The organism is Cognatilysobacter lacus (genome assembly GCF_008274655.1).
GTDB lineage: Bacteria > Pseudomonadota > Gammaproteobacteria > Xanthomonadales > Xanthomonadaceae > Cognatilysobacter > Cognatilysobacter lacus.
The window spans coordinates 1-12992 of the sequence record NZ_VTRV01000077.1 but is presented as its reverse complement, the minus strand read 5'-3'; the positions used below and the strand labels follow the sequence as shown (position 1 = coordinate 12992).

16 protein-coding genes are annotated in these 12992 nt (G+C 68.4%); 15 read left to right on the top strand and 1 reads right to left on the bottom strand.

Features of this window, described 5'->3' with window-relative positions:
• Positions 1 to 876: CAF17-like 4Fe-4S cluster assembly/insertion protein YgfZ (gene ygfZ, locus FW784_RS08375; RefSeq protein ID WP_235893622.1), on the bottom strand; the 876-nt coding region annotated here is incomplete at its 3' end.
• Here ygfZ and FW784_RS14920 point away from each other — a divergent pair.
• The 15 genes from FW784_RS14920 to FW784_RS08300 form a co-directional block, all read left to right on the top strand.
• Positions 825 to 995: a DUF1674 domain-containing protein gene (locus FW784_RS14920; protein WP_149352893.1), complete on the top strand. Its 171-nt coding sequence runs from the start codon at positions 825 to 827 to the stop codon at positions 993 to 995. The genes ygfZ and FW784_RS14920 overlap by 52 nt on opposite strands.
• A 50-nt stretch (positions 996 to 1045) precedes the next feature.
• A complete protein-coding gene (sdhC, locus tag FW784_RS08365) occupies positions 1046 to 1441 on the top strand; it encodes a succinate dehydrogenase, cytochrome b556 subunit (protein ID WP_149352892.1) in 396 nt (131 codons plus the stop codon).
• Positions 1438 to 1845 carry a succinate dehydrogenase, hydrophobic membrane anchor protein gene (gene sdhD / locus FW784_RS08360; protein ID WP_149352891.1) on the top strand — a complete coding sequence of 136 codons (408 nt, stop codon included), beginning with the start codon at positions 1438 to 1440 and terminating at the stop codon, positions 1843 to 1845. The genes sdhC and sdhD overlap by 4 nt, the downstream gene beginning before the upstream one ends.
• 14 nt (positions 1846 to 1859) lie before the next feature.
• On the top strand, positions 1860 to 3653 hold the full coding sequence (gene sdhA, locus FW784_RS08355; protein ID WP_149352890.1) for a succinate dehydrogenase flavoprotein subunit: 1794 nt from the start codon (positions 1860 to 1862) through the stop codon (positions 3651 to 3653).
• Positions 3654 to 3742: 89 nt separating this feature from the next.
• Entirely contained in the window at positions 3743 to 4525 is a 783-nt protein-coding gene (locus FW784_RS08350; RefSeq protein WP_149352889.1) for a succinate dehydrogenase iron-sulfur subunit, read from the top strand.
• Positions 4526 to 4539: 14 nt separating this feature from the next.
• A complete protein-coding gene (locus FW784_RS08345) occupies positions 4540 to 4962 on the top strand; it encodes an MAPEG family protein (RefSeq protein ID WP_187770734.1) in 423 nt (140 codons plus the stop codon).
• Positions 4963 to 5009: 47 nt separating this feature from the next.
• Positions 5010 to 5207, top strand: coding sequence for an FAD assembly factor SdhE (locus tag FW784_RS08340; RefSeq protein WP_149352895.1), 198 nt, complete (start codon positions 5010 to 5012; stop codon positions 5205 to 5207).
• On the top strand, positions 5158 to 5604 hold the full coding sequence (locus tag FW784_RS08335; RefSeq protein ID WP_187770736.1) for a hypothetical protein: 447 nt from the start codon (positions 5158 to 5160) through the stop codon (positions 5602 to 5604). The genes FW784_RS08340 and FW784_RS08335 overlap by 50 nt, the downstream gene beginning before the upstream one ends.
• 23 nt (positions 5605 to 5627) lie before the next feature.
• A complete protein-coding gene (locus FW784_RS08330) occupies positions 5628 to 6872 on the top strand; it encodes a lipoprotein-releasing ABC transporter permease subunit (RefSeq protein WP_149352886.1) in 1245 nt (414 codons plus the stop codon).
• Complete coding sequence (gene lolD / locus FW784_RS08325; protein ID WP_149352885.1) at positions 6865 to 7572, top strand: lipoprotein-releasing ABC transporter ATP-binding protein LolD; 708 nt, start codon at positions 6865 to 6867, stop codon at positions 7570 to 7572. The genes FW784_RS08330 and lolD overlap by 8 nt, the downstream gene beginning before the upstream one ends.
• Positions 7573 to 7578: 6 nt before the next feature.
• Complete coding sequence (locus FW784_RS08320; RefSeq protein WP_149352884.1) at positions 7579 to 9903, top strand: DNA internalization-related competence protein ComEC/Rec2; 2325 nt, start codon at positions 7579 to 7581, stop codon at positions 9901 to 9903.
• Between the two features lie 16 nt (positions 9904 to 9919).
• On the top strand, positions 9920 to 10549 hold the full coding sequence (locus FW784_RS08315) for a MotA/TolQ/ExbB proton channel family protein (protein ID WP_149352883.1): 630 nt from the start codon (positions 9920 to 9922) through the stop codon (positions 10547 to 10549).
• 1 nt (position 10550) lies between these two features.
• Complete coding sequence (locus FW784_RS08310; protein WP_149352882.1) at positions 10551 to 10985, top strand: ExbD/TolR family protein; 435 nt, start codon at positions 10551 to 10553, stop codon at positions 10983 to 10985.
• A complete protein-coding gene (gene msbA, locus FW784_RS08305; RefSeq protein WP_149352881.1) occupies positions 10982 to 12730 on the top strand; it encodes a lipid A export permease/ATP-binding protein MsbA in 1749 nt (582 codons plus the stop codon). Before FW784_RS08310 ends, msbA begins: the two co-directional genes overlap by 4 nt.
• Positions 12730 to 12992 (top strand): tetraacyldisaccharide 4'-kinase (locus FW784_RS08300; RefSeq protein WP_187770733.1); only part of this gene is annotated, 263 nt, incomplete at its 3' end. The genes msbA and FW784_RS08300, both read left to right, overlap by 1 nt.

Sequence of the window (12992 nt, the reverse complement as noted above, 5' to 3'; positions counted from 1 at the left end):
CAACTGCAGGTCCGACGGCTCCAGTGGCACCACGGCGAGCGAAGCGCCGCCGGCAGACGTCACCACCTGCGCCGTGTCGCGTCCCGCGGCGTCCGTGAGCATCGCGCCGGGCGGCGCGTCGACGCTGAGAAGCGCCATGCCGCGCTTGGCTCGCCCGAGGAAGTGCGTTCGCGCGACGATTTCCTGGCCGGGATAGCAGCCTTTCTTGACGCTGAAGGCCGACAGCCGCTGCAGTGACAACTGCTGTGGCGTCCACGCGCCGAGCTGCACGCCGGGTAGGGCGGGCCAACCGTGGGCGATGTCCAGCGCCCACCATTCCGACGCCTTGCCCGGGTTCGCCGAACCGACCGGGTGCCCGGCCTCAAGCAGCAGCGTGCGCGCACCAGCATCGCCGGACAGGTCCAGTTCCACGCCGTCCGGCCCGCTGGCGGCGTGCGCGCCTATCGCCGCGTGCGGGTTTGCCAGTCGTCCCCTGGCGACCATGGCAGCCGGCTCGAATTTCACCTTGCTGCGGAAGACGAAGCGGCCAAGCGCGGCGCCAAGCGCGTCCGCGTCGGCGGTGCCGACGAGCCACACGCACTCCGCGTCGCGCCTGAGCAGCGCGAACAGAGCATGGACCCGGCCTTTCGGGTCGAGCCATCCGCTCCATTGCCAGTCGCCGTCGACCAGCTCCGCGACGTCGTTCATGAATTGGGACTGCGCGAAAGCGATCGCGTCACGCCCGGTGAGCGCCAGAACGCGTATTTCTGGCAGGTCGAACGCATCCTGTGTTCCATACTGCGGGTTGTAAGACATTGGGTCCGGACTTAAGCTTTGCCGCTGGAATGATAGGCCAGACCACTCCGCAGCCACCTGGGCAATTGGCCGACGATTCATCGTCGGTGCCTGCGGCTGTCGAACCGTCGCCGAGGCCCCCGGAGTTCGGCGGCCGCCCGGGGCCGGAGCCGACGCGCTACGGAGATTGGGAAAAGGACGGCCGCTGCATCGATTTCTAGCGTCGCAGCAAGCACTCCGCGGCGCCGCCGCTTCGAATGGGATCCTACGCATGGCGTACCGCGAACGTCCGTTGTCACCGCACCTGCAGGTCTACCGCTGGCAGGTGCAGATGGTCTGCTCGATCCTGCATCGCGCCACCGGAATCGTTCTCTCGCTGGGCAGCCTGCTGATCGCGTGGGGCCTGGTCGCGCTTGCCGCCGGTGCGGACCGCTGGGACCAGTTCGCGCACGCCGCGCGGTCGCCGCTGGGCTTCCTGCTGATGTTCGGCTGGTCGTGGGCCCTCGCTTTCCACCTGCTCAACGGGATCAGGCATCTCTTGCAGGACGTCGGCGTGGCCGTCGCGGTCCCGGCCTTCATCAAGAGCGCCTGGATCTCGATCATCGGAAGCCTGGTGGTGACAGCGATCATCTGGCTGCTGGCGATGCAGAAGTGGGGTGGCGCATGAGCACCCATGCAGGCGGGCGTCCGCCGACGCTGCGCCACCCGCTGAAAGTCGCGCGCGGCCTCGGGTCCGCGAAAGACGGCACGCATCACTTCCTCGTGCAGCGCGTCACCGCGATCGCGCTGGTGCTGCTGGGTCTGTATGCGGTCGGGCTGGTCATCTCGCTCGTCGGCGCGGACTTCGCCACCGTGCGGGCACGCGTCGGCAATCCGGTCAATGCAACGCTGCTGATCGCCTTCCTGATCGCGAACTTCTGGCATGCGCGACTCGGCCTGCAGGTGATCGTCGAGGATTACGTGCACACCGCACTGCGTTACACCGTGCTGCAACTGTTCCTCGTGTTCGCCTGCTGGATCGCGGGCCTAGCGAGCGTCCTCGCCGTCGTGCGCGTCATGCTCGGCGCCTGATCCGGATTCCCTCGATGCCCGCTGCCTATCCCATCCAGGAACACAATTTCGACATGGTCGTCGTCGGCGCCGGTGGCGCTGGCCTGCGCGCCACGTTCGGCCTCGCCCAGAAGGGTCTGAAGACCGCCTGCATCACCAAGGTGTTCCCGACGCGCTCGCACACGGTCGCGGCGCAGGGCGGCGTGGCCGCCGCGCTCGCGAACATGGGCGAGGACGACTGGCGCTACCACTTCTTCGACACGGTGAAGGGTTCGGACTGGCTGGGCGACCAGGACGCGATCGAATACATGTGTCGCGAGGCGATCCCGGCGATCGTCGAGCTCGAGCACTACGGCGTGCCGTTCTCGCGCACCGAAGACGGCCGCATCTACCAGCGTCCGTTCGGTGGCATGACGACGCGCTATGGCGAGGGTCCGCCGGCACAGCGTACGTGCGCCGCCGCCGACCGCACAGGCCACGCGATCCTGCACACGCTCTACCAGCAGTCGCTCGCGCACGACGCGCAGTTCTTCATCGAGTACTTCGCGCTCGACCTGATCATGGACGCCGACGGTACCTGCCGAGGCGTCCTCGCGCTCGACCTGGCGTCGGGCACGCTGCACCTCTTCCGCGCACACGGGACCGTGCTGGCGACGGGCGGGTACGGCCGCGCGTATTTCTCCGCGACCTCCGCTCACACCTGCACCGGCGACGGTGGCGGCATGGTGCTGCGCGCCGGCCTCGGCATGCAGGACATGGAATTCGTGCAGTTCCACCCCACCGGCATCTACGGCGCCGGCTGCCTGATCACGGAAGGCGTGCGAGGCGAGGGCGGCATCCTGCGCAACAGCAACGGCGAGCGCTTCATGGAGCGCTACGCGCCGAGCGTCAAGGACCTCGCGCCGCGCGACATGGTCAGCCGCGCGATGACGATGGAAATCCGCGAAGGCCGCGGCGTCGGCGAACACCACGACCACATCCTTCTCGACCTCACCCATCTCGGCCCCGAAGTCATCCACGAGAAGCTGCCGGGTATCGCGGAATCGGCGCGCATCTTCGCCGGGGTCGACGTCGAGAAGCAGCCGATTCCGGTGATCCCGACCGTCCACTACAACATGGGCGGCATCCCGACCAACTTCCACGGCGAAGTGGTCCAGCTGCGCGATGGCGACCCGGATGCGGTCGTGCCCGGGCTTTACGCCATCGGCGAGGCGGCCTGCGTTTCGGTGCACGGCGCGAACCGGTTGGGATCGAACTCGCTGCTCGACCTCGTGGTGTTCGGGCGCGCGGTGGCAAACCGCTGCGCGGAAACGATCCGCAGCGACATGCCGCACGTGCCGCTGCCCGGCGATGCGTGCGACAAGGCGCTCGGTCGCCTCGACGCGCTGCGTCATGCCAATGGCAGCACGCCGACCTCGGTCATCCGCGACAGGATGCAGCGAACGATGCAGGCCGATGCGGCCGTGTTCCGCACCGGTGAAACGCTCGCCGACGGCGCTCGGAAGATGCGCGAGATCCACGCGTCCTTCGCCGACGTCCGCGTCAGCGATCGCTCGCTCGTCTGGAACTCGGACCTCGTCGAGACGTTCGAGCTCGCGAACCTGCTTGACCAGGCGCTGGTGACGATCGTTTCGGCGGAAAACCGCACGGAATCCCGCGGCGCCCATGCGCGCGAGGATTTCCCGGATCGCGACGACCACAACTGGATGAAGCACACACTGTGCTGGATCGACGAAGCGGGCAATACCCGCATCGACTACCGGCCGGTGCACGCGTACACGCTGACCAACGACGTCGCCCCGGTGCCGCCGAAGAAGCGCGTCTACTGATGTCGTGATGCGAAGAGCGCCGCGCGGGTCGTCGACGCGACTTCAGCGTGCGCATCACCGGTCACACTCACGAATCACGGAAAGCCGCCATGGCCGAATTCAGCCTCCCCAAGAACTCGAAGATCCAGAAGGGCAAGCACTTCGCCGCCGCCGGCGCGAAGCAGCCGCGCGTCTTCAAGGTCTATCGCTGGAATCCGGACGACGACGCCAACCCGCGGGTCGACACGTACGAAGTCGACCTGGCGAGCTGCGGCCCGATGGTTCTCGACGCGCTCATCAAGATCAAGAACGAGATCGATCCGACGCTGACGTTCCGTCGCTCCTGTCGCGAAGGCATCTGCGGTTCGTGCGCCATGAACATCGACGGCACCAATACGCTCGCGTGCACCAAGGCGATCGAGGACTGCCGCGCCGGCGAGGTGCCGATCTATCCGCTACCGCACATGCCGGTGGTGAAGGATCTCGTTCCCGACCTCACCCATTTCTACGCGCAGTACGCGTCGATCAAGCCATGGCTGCGCACGCAGAGCCCGACGCCGTCCGACCGCGAGCGTCTGCAGTCGCCGGAAGACCGTCGCAAGCTCGACGGCCTGTACGAGTGCATCCTGTGCGCCTGCTGCTCCACGAGCTGCCCGAGCTACTGGTGGAACGGTGACCGCTACCTCGGCCCCGCGGTGCTGCTGCAGGCCTACCGCTGGATTGTCGACTCGCGCGACGAGGACACCGGCGCGCGCCTGGACGACCTCGAGGATCCGTTCAAGCTGTATCGCTGCCACACGATCATGAATTGCGCCCGCACATGCCCGAAGGGCCTGAACCCGGCGCGCGCGATCGGCGAGATCAAGAAACTGATGCTCGCGCGTCGAGTCTGAGCGCGGCTGCGGACATGGCCGCTCACCTGATCTGGTGGCCCGCCGTCGCGATGGCGGCGATCACGTTGCTGGTCTGGTGCCGCATGTTCACCGCGCGCATCGGGCAAATGAAGCGCGAACGGATCCACCCGCAGCGGGTCGCGAACTCGGCGCAGGCTGCCACGCTGCTCACGGACAGTCGCGCTGCCGACAATTTCCGCAACCTGTTCGAGTTGCCCGTGCTGTTCTATGCGGCGCTCGCGATGGCCGCGTCCCTATCGCTCGTGGATCGCGCAACTCTCGGCCTGGCGTGGGCGTTCGTCGCGCTGCGCGCGGTGCACAGCCTGGTTCACTGCTCCTACAACCGTGTCATTCACCGCTTCTGGGCGTATGCCGCGGGCGGCATGGTGCTCTGGATCCTGTGGGCGTACCTCGTCGTCGGGCTCCTGCGCGCGTGATCGGCGACGGCGAAGTCAAGGCGCTGCGCTGGCGTTGTAGACGCGGCATGCGCGAGCTGGACCAGTTGCTCGAACGTTGGCTCGAGCGCTGCTGGCAGGAGTCATCCGACGCGGACAAGGATGTTTTCCGACGGTTGCTCGCCGCCGAGGACGATAAGCTCTGGCGCGCCTTCCTTGGATACGAGCCGCTGCCCGATGCCGACACCCAACGGCTTGTTGAACGCATCGCCGCCGTGCCTCATTGAACTTGGGCCGTCGCGCTGGCTCGCCTCCCTGCTGGCGGCCATCGGCGTGCTGGGCGCGGGCGGCCTGTTCCTGACCCACCTGACGTTGGGCGCCGCGGTCGCGCTCGCCCCGGTGGTCGTCGCCTGGGGGTTGTGGTTGGCGCGCCGCGAACTGTCGCGCGGAACGTTACGGGTGTTCCTATGCGCGGACGGGCACGTCGAGGTCGACGGTATGACCGTCGTGGACGCAAGCATCGATTTCCAGGGCCCGATCACACGCCTGGGGTGGGCCGGCTCTCACCGTCGAACCCGAATCGCGGCATGGCCCGACGTCGTCGGTGCCAGCCAGCGCCGTGAACTGCGGCTGTGGGCGATTGCGCATCGCGCCAACGCCTCCACGGCGGCAGTGGCACCATAGCCGGTCCACCGGGCAGGCATCGCATGTTCACACCCATTCCCGTCGCCATCGGTCTGCGATACCTGCGCGCCAAGCGCCGCAACGGCTTCATCTCCTTCATATCGCTCGCGTCGATCCTCGGCATCGCGCTTGGCGTCGCGGCCCTGATCACAACGCTCGCGGTGATGAGCGGGTTCCAGCGCGAAATCCGCGACCGCATGCTGCAGATGGTCGCGCATGCAACGGTCAGCGGCTACGGCGAGCCGATCGCCGACTGGCATCGGGCCGTGACGAAGGCGATGGCCGACAAACGCGTCGCTGGCGCAGCTCCGTACGTCGAAGCGCAGACGTTGCTGTCCGGGCCGCGAAAGCAGCCCGCGATCGTGCGCGGCATCCTGCCCGTCGAGGAGCGCAAGGTTTCGGTCATCGCATCGAAGATGGTGCAGGGCAAGCTCGACGACCTGCAGCCGGGCACGTTCAACATCGTTCTTGGACGGGAACTGGCGACGTGGATGGGCGTGGGTGTCGGCGACGACGTGGTCATGATCACGTCCGAAGCGCTGAGCACGCCGCTCGGGGCCGTGCCGCAGATGAAGCGTTTCCATGTGAGCGGCATCTTCGAGGCCGGTTACAACGAATACGACCGCGGCATGGCGTTCGTGCACATGCAGGACCTGCAGCGCGTGCAGCGGATGGGCGAGGGCGTTACCGGCGTGCGCCTGCGCATGCACGACATGGACCAGGCATGGGAAGTCGCGCGGGACCTCGCGCTGTCCCTTGGCGGACCGTATCGCGTGAGTTCGTGGGCGGACGAGAACGCAAACATGTTCCGCGCGCTCAAGATGGAAAAGACGATCATGGCGATCCTGCTTTCGCTGATCATCGCGATGGGCGCGTTCAACCTGGTGTCGTCGCAGGTGATGCTGGTAACCGACAAGCAGGCCGACATCGCGATCATGCGCACGCTCGGGCTTACGCCGCGTGGCGTGATGCAGGTATTCATCGTGCAGGGGACTCTGATCGGCGTGATCGGCACGGCGCTCGGCGTGATTACGGGCATCGTGCTGACGCTCAACCTCGAACACATCCTGCACGGAATCGAGTCTCTGCTGGGCGTGCAGCTGCTGCCCGAAGACGTGTACTACATCACCGGCCTTCCCACCGACATGCAGCCGAGCGACATCGTGATCATCGCAACGGTCGCGCTCGTGATGGCGCTGCTGGCCACCATCTATCCGGCCTGGCGGGCGTCGCGCACGCCGCCGGCGGAGGCGCTGCGCTATGAGTGACATCCGGGAGGACGCAGTGATCCAGGCCACAGGCCTGGGCAAGACGTACGCCGAAGGTTCGATGCGCACGCCGGTGTTCGACGGACTCGACCTGATCGTGCGCAAGGGCGAGACGGTCGCGATCCTCGGCGCGTCGGGCGCGGGCAAGAGCACGTTGCTGCACCTGCTCGGCGGGCTCGACACGCCCACGTCAGGCGAAGTCTACGTCGGCGGTCAGCGGATGAGCGCCCTGTCGGACGCCGAGCGTGGCCGGCTGCGCAATCGCGCGCTCGGCTTCGTATACCAGTTCCATCACCTGTTACCCGAGTTCACGGCGCTGGAAAACGTATTGCTCCCCGTCGTGCTCGGCGGCGTGTCGGTTCCGGAGGCCGAACGGCGTGCGAAAGCACTGCTGGAATCTGTCGGACTGGGCCATCGGCTCGCGCACAAGCCGGGCGAGCTGTCCGGCGGTGAACGCCAGCGCGCGGCCGTGGCGCGCGCCCTTGTCAACCGACCCGGTTGCGTTCTCGGGGACGAGCCCACGGGCAACCTCGACGAAAAGACGGCCGCGACCGTCTTCGACCTGATGCTGGCGCTCAACCGCGACCAGCACACGAGCCTGGTGCTCGTGACCCACGACCGGCGCCTGGCGCGCAAGCTCGACCGTGTGCTTGAACTGCACGAGGGGCGATTGCGCGAACTGCCGCCGGACGAGGTCTAGTCCGGCATGCGCGCGGCAGGGACGCCGCTCATCACACCAACAATCGCACTGGCGCTTCTGGCGGGCGTCTGTGGCTGCCTCGCGCTTCCGATCGCGCCGGAAGTCCCCCTGTCGTGCGTGTTGGCCATCGCCGGGCTCGTGCTCACGGCCCGGTTCGCGGAGCGGCGCTGGATCGGCGCGGTCCTGCTGGGCGCCGGTCTCGCCGGCCTGCACGCCGCGTACGCGCTCGACATCCAGCTTCCCGCAACGCCCGCCCAGCAGGAAGCCGTGCTTGTGGGCCGCATCGCGGACCTGCCTGGAACCGAACCGCGTCGCACCGCATTCGTGTTCGACGTGGACGCTGGCGAGCTCGTCGCCGGACACCAGGTCAGGCTCGCGTGGTACTCGGACCACGGCCGGACAGCACCTGCGCTGCACGCCGGCGAGCGGTGGCGTCTTGCGGTGCGGCTGCGTGCGCCACGGGGGCTGCGGAACCCCGGCGGATCGGACGGCGAAATGCATGCGTTCGCCGATCGCGTAGCCGCCACCGGGTATGTCCTCGGTGGTGATCGCATCGGGGCGGCGCAAGGCCTGCAGGGCTGGCGCGACGCGGAGACAGCGCGGATCACCGCGGCGATCCGCGCGCCCGGCGAGCGCTTCATCCGGGCCCTCGCGCTGGGCGACACGCGCGGCCTGTCCGACGCCGACTGGACGGTGTTGCGCGCGGGCGGGCTGACCCACCTGATCGCGATCAGCGGGTTCCACGTGGGCATGGTGGCCGGCGCGTTCGCACTCCTCGTGCGGCTGCTGTGGTGGCTCGTACCCGGGCTCGGACGCCGCGTGCCTGCGCGCATCGCGAGCGCTCTGGTCGGGCTTGTCGCTGCGACCGGGTACGCCGCGGCATCGGGCTTCTCGTTGCCCACGGTGCGCACGGTGCTGATGATCGCGGTCGTCGCATTTGCCCAACTCTCGCGCCGGGCGATCGGCATGGCGCAAGCGCTTGCGGTGGCGGCGGTCGCGATGCTTCTGGTCGACCCGTTGTCCGTGCTGTCGGCGGGCTTCTGGTTGAGCTACGCCGGCGTCGCCTGGCTGCTCTGGTGCATGCCGCGCTCGGGCTCGTCGGCGGTGCGCGACCTGCTGAAGGCGCAGGGCGTCGCCACCGTCGGGTTGCTGCCGCTCACGGTCGTCCTCTTCGGGCAGGCATCGGCCGCCGGCCCGGTCGCCAACCTGGTCGCCGTGCCCTGGTGGAGCCTCGTCGTGGCGCCGTTGTCCGTTGCGGGGGTAGCGCTGGACGCCGTGCATCCGCCCGCGGCCCGCGCTGCGTGGCGCGCCGCCGCGTGGTGCTTCGACATCGCCTGGCCGCTGTTCGAACGCCTGGGCTCGACCCCGCTTTCGCTATGGCGGCTACCCGAAGCGTCTCCTTTTGCGGTCGCGCTGGCGCTCATCGGGGCAGGCTGGTGCCTGATGCCGCGCGGCACGCCGGGCAAGGCACTCGCGCTCGTGCTCTGGCTTCCGTTGTTGTGGCCCGATCTGCACGCGCCCGCCCCCGGCGACGTCGAAGCCACGGGGATCGATGTCGGGCAAGGCCTCTCCGTCCTGATCCGCACGCATGACCACGCGCTTCTCTACGACATGGGGCCGGCCGTGCCCGACGGCTTCGATGCAGGCGAGCGGTCGGTGGTGCCCGTACTGCACGCGCGCGGCATCGCCCGCCTGGATCGCATGGTGGTCAGCCATGCCGACATGGACCACGTCGGGGGGCTGCCCACCGTGCGGCGCGAAGTCCCCTCGGCCGACCTGCAGGCGCCGCCGGGCTCGGGCGTGCCGGGATCGCGCCCGTGCGTAGCGGGACAGTCCTGGCGCTGGGACGGCGTGCGCTTCGCGTTCCTTAATCCGCCGCCCGATCTGCCGTACGTGGCGAACGACTCGAGTTGCGTGCTGCGGATCGAGTCCGCGCACGGGACGGTGCTGCTGACCGGCGACATCAGCCACATGGTCGAATCCCGCCTGGTCGCGGACGATCCGGCGAGCGTCCGCGCCGACATCGTGTTCGTCGCGCATCACGGCAGCCGGCATTCGTCGGACGAGGCCTTCGTGCGCGCGACCGGCGCCCGCGAAGCGGTGTTCTCCACCGGCCACGCCAACCGCTTCCACCATCCGAATGATGACGTGGTGGCGCGCTGGGCCGCGTCCGGCGCGCGCCTGTGGAACACGGCGGACACCGGCGCCGTGACGCTGCGCCTCGAGGCGGGCGGACCGCACGCATTCGCCTGGCGGGCGCGGCATGGGCGATTGTGGGACGCCACGCGCCGGCCCGGCGCAAACGCTGGGCTATCCTACGAAGGCGACTGAACGCCCCGGAGGCGACGTGCTCGAACTCGTGAAGGCCGGCGGCTGGCCGATGATTCCCCTGCTGATGCTGTCGGCGCTCGCGCTCGCGCTGATCGTCGAGCGCGGCTGGACGCTGCGCCGCACCAGGGTGATGCCGCCGAAGCTGGGCGACGAGGTGCGCGTCTGGGCAGCACGCGGCAATCTCGATCCGGGCCACATCGAATCGTTGCGGCAGACGTCGCCGCTCGGCACGCTGCTGGCCGCGGTGCTCGACATGCGCAATCGCTCCCGCGAGGTGATGCGCGAGCGCGTCGAGGACGTCGGTCGCCACCTCGTGCATCGGATGGAACGCTATCTCAATACGCTCGGCACCATCGCGGCGGCGGGGCCGCTGCTCGGGCTGTTCGGCACCGTGGTCGGCATGATCCAGATGTTCCTCGGCATCCTCGATTACGGCATCGGCGACGTGAACCAGCTCGCAGGTGGCATCGGCAAGGCGCTGGTGTGCACCGCGACCGGCATGATCGTCGCGATCCCCGCGCTCGTCGCGCACCGCTGGTTCCGCGGCCGCATCGCCGAATACATCATCGACATGGAGCACGAGGCGATCGCGCTGATGGATGTCGTCGAGCAGCGCACGCCGCGCGCGGCGCCGCAGGCGGCCTGACATGCGCATCGGCGGGCATCGTCCGGTCGACGAGCCGGAGATCAACCTCATCCCACTCATCGACGTCATCCTGGCGCTGGTGATCTTCTTCGTGGTGACGGCGACGTTCGAAGGCCGTTCCGCGCTCAAGCTCGAATTGCCGAAGGCGGGTGGCGAGGCGGCGAAAGCGCGCAACCCGCTCGACGTGCTGGTGAACGCGCAGGGGCGTTACTTCGTCGGCGACCGTGAAGTCATTCGCGGCGACCTCGCCTCGCTCAAGGCGACGCTGGCGGAAGTCGGAGGCAGCGACCGCGAGCGCGCGGTGATGCTGCGCGCCGACGCGCGCACGCCGTACCAGGCGGTGATCACGGCGCAGGAGGCACTGGGGCAGTTGGGCTATCGCCACATCCTTCTGGCCGTCGCCACCCCGACCGAGACCAAGGCGGCGTCGAAGTGAGCAGCGGCGCCTCTGCCTGGCCGACATACAAGCGGCTGATCGAGTTCGTCCGTCCGTATCGCGCTGTTTTGCTGGCCGCGCTCGTCGGGCTGCTGATCGAGGCCGCGGCGGCCGGCGCTTTCACGTACATGATGAGCCCGATCGTCAACGAGACGTTCGTGGCGAAGGGTGCGCACGTCAACGTCTGGCTGCCGTTGATCATCGTCGGCATATTCCTCGCGCGCGGCGTTGCCGGCTATGTCACGGACGTTTCCATGGCACGCGCCGGCCGCGGCATCGCGCGCGACCTGCGCGTCCGTACGTTGGGCAAATACCTTCGATTGCCGGGTTTGCGCTTTGACACCGAGCCGGTGCCGTCGATGGTCACGCGGTTAGGCTCCGACAGCGACCAGGTCGCGCAGGCATCCATCGATGCGGCGAAGGTGATGCTGCAGCAGTCGATGCAGGTGATCGTGATGCTGGGCGTCATGCTGTGGATCAGCTGGCGCGTGACCATCGCGATCCTGCTGCTGGCGCCGATGCTCGCCTGGACGATGGACAAGGTCGGCAAGCGCTACCGGCGCATCGGCCATCGCATCCAGGAGAGCGGCGCGCAGCTGCTGTTGCTCGCGGACCAGTCGTTGTCGAACCACCAGGAAGTGAAGGTCTACGGCGCGCAGGCCGCCGAACTCGGCCGCTACGCCGAGCAGGCGCAGCTGCACTACAAGCTGAGCCTCAAGGTCGAGGCGACCCGCAGCATCTCATCGGCGCTGGTACAGGTCATGGGCGCGATCGGGCTGGCGGCGCTGTTGTTCTTCGCGGGTCGCGAGGCCGCGCGCGGGCGGCTCAGCGCGGGCGATTTCGTATCGCTGATGACGTCGATGCTCGCGATCATCCCGGCGCTCAAGCAGCTCACCAACGTGCAGGGCATGCTGCAGCGCGGCGTCGCATCGGCCGACCGGCTGTTCGACGTGCTCGACGCCCCCGAGGAGAGCGACACCGGTACGCGCCACGTCGAACGCTCGGGTGGTCTCGTCGAATTCCGTAACGTCGGTGCGCGTTACCCGGGGCAGAACGCCCCGGCGCTGAGCGACGTCAGCTTCGTCGCGCGCCCGGGAACGGTTACGGCGATCGTCGGGCGCTCGGGCAGTGGCAAGTCCACGTTGATCAAGTTGATTCCCCGCTTCTACGACGTCGAGTCCGGCGAGATCCTCCTCGACGGCCATCCGGTCGACGAATACCGGCTGGCAGACCTGCGACGCCAGATCGCGCTCGTCGGGCAACAGGTCATGCTGTTCGACGGCTCGGTGGCGGCGAACGTGGCGTATGGGGAGCTGGGCGAGTCGACGCCCGTCGAGCTGCAGTCGGCGATCGCCGGCGCGAACGCGTCCGAGTTCGTCGACCGCATGCCCGACGGCGCGCTGACGTCCATCGGCGTGCGCGGCGGCCGGCTTTCCGGCGGCCAGCGCCAGCGCCTTGCGATCGCCCGGGCGATGCTCAAGGACGCGCCGATCCTGATCCTGGACGAAGCGACCGCCGCGCTCGACGCGGAGTCCGAACGGCTCGTGCAGGACGCGCTGGAGCGCCTGATGCCGCACCGGACCACGCTGGTCATCGCGCACCGCTTGTCGACCATCGAGCACGCGGACCAGGTGCTGGTGCTCGACCAGGGCCGCATCGTCGAGCGCGGCACGCATGCCGAACTGCTCGCGCATGGTGGCCTGTATGCGCACCTGCATCGGATGCAGTTCCGCGAGGCCGGTTGATGGCGCGCATCCCCGGGTACTGGTACGGCGGCGGACGCGTGCCGCTTTCGGCGCGCGCGGTCGCGGCGCTTTACGAATTCGTGACCCGCTTGCGCATGGCGCTGTACACGCAGCGCCTGCTTTCGGCGACTCGTGCGGGCGTGCCGGTGGTCGTGGTGGGCAATATCACGGCAGGCGGCACCGGCAAGACGCCGCTAACCATCGCGCTGCTGGAGCGCCTGCGCGACGCCGGGTGGAACCCCGGCGTGGCAACGCGCGGCTA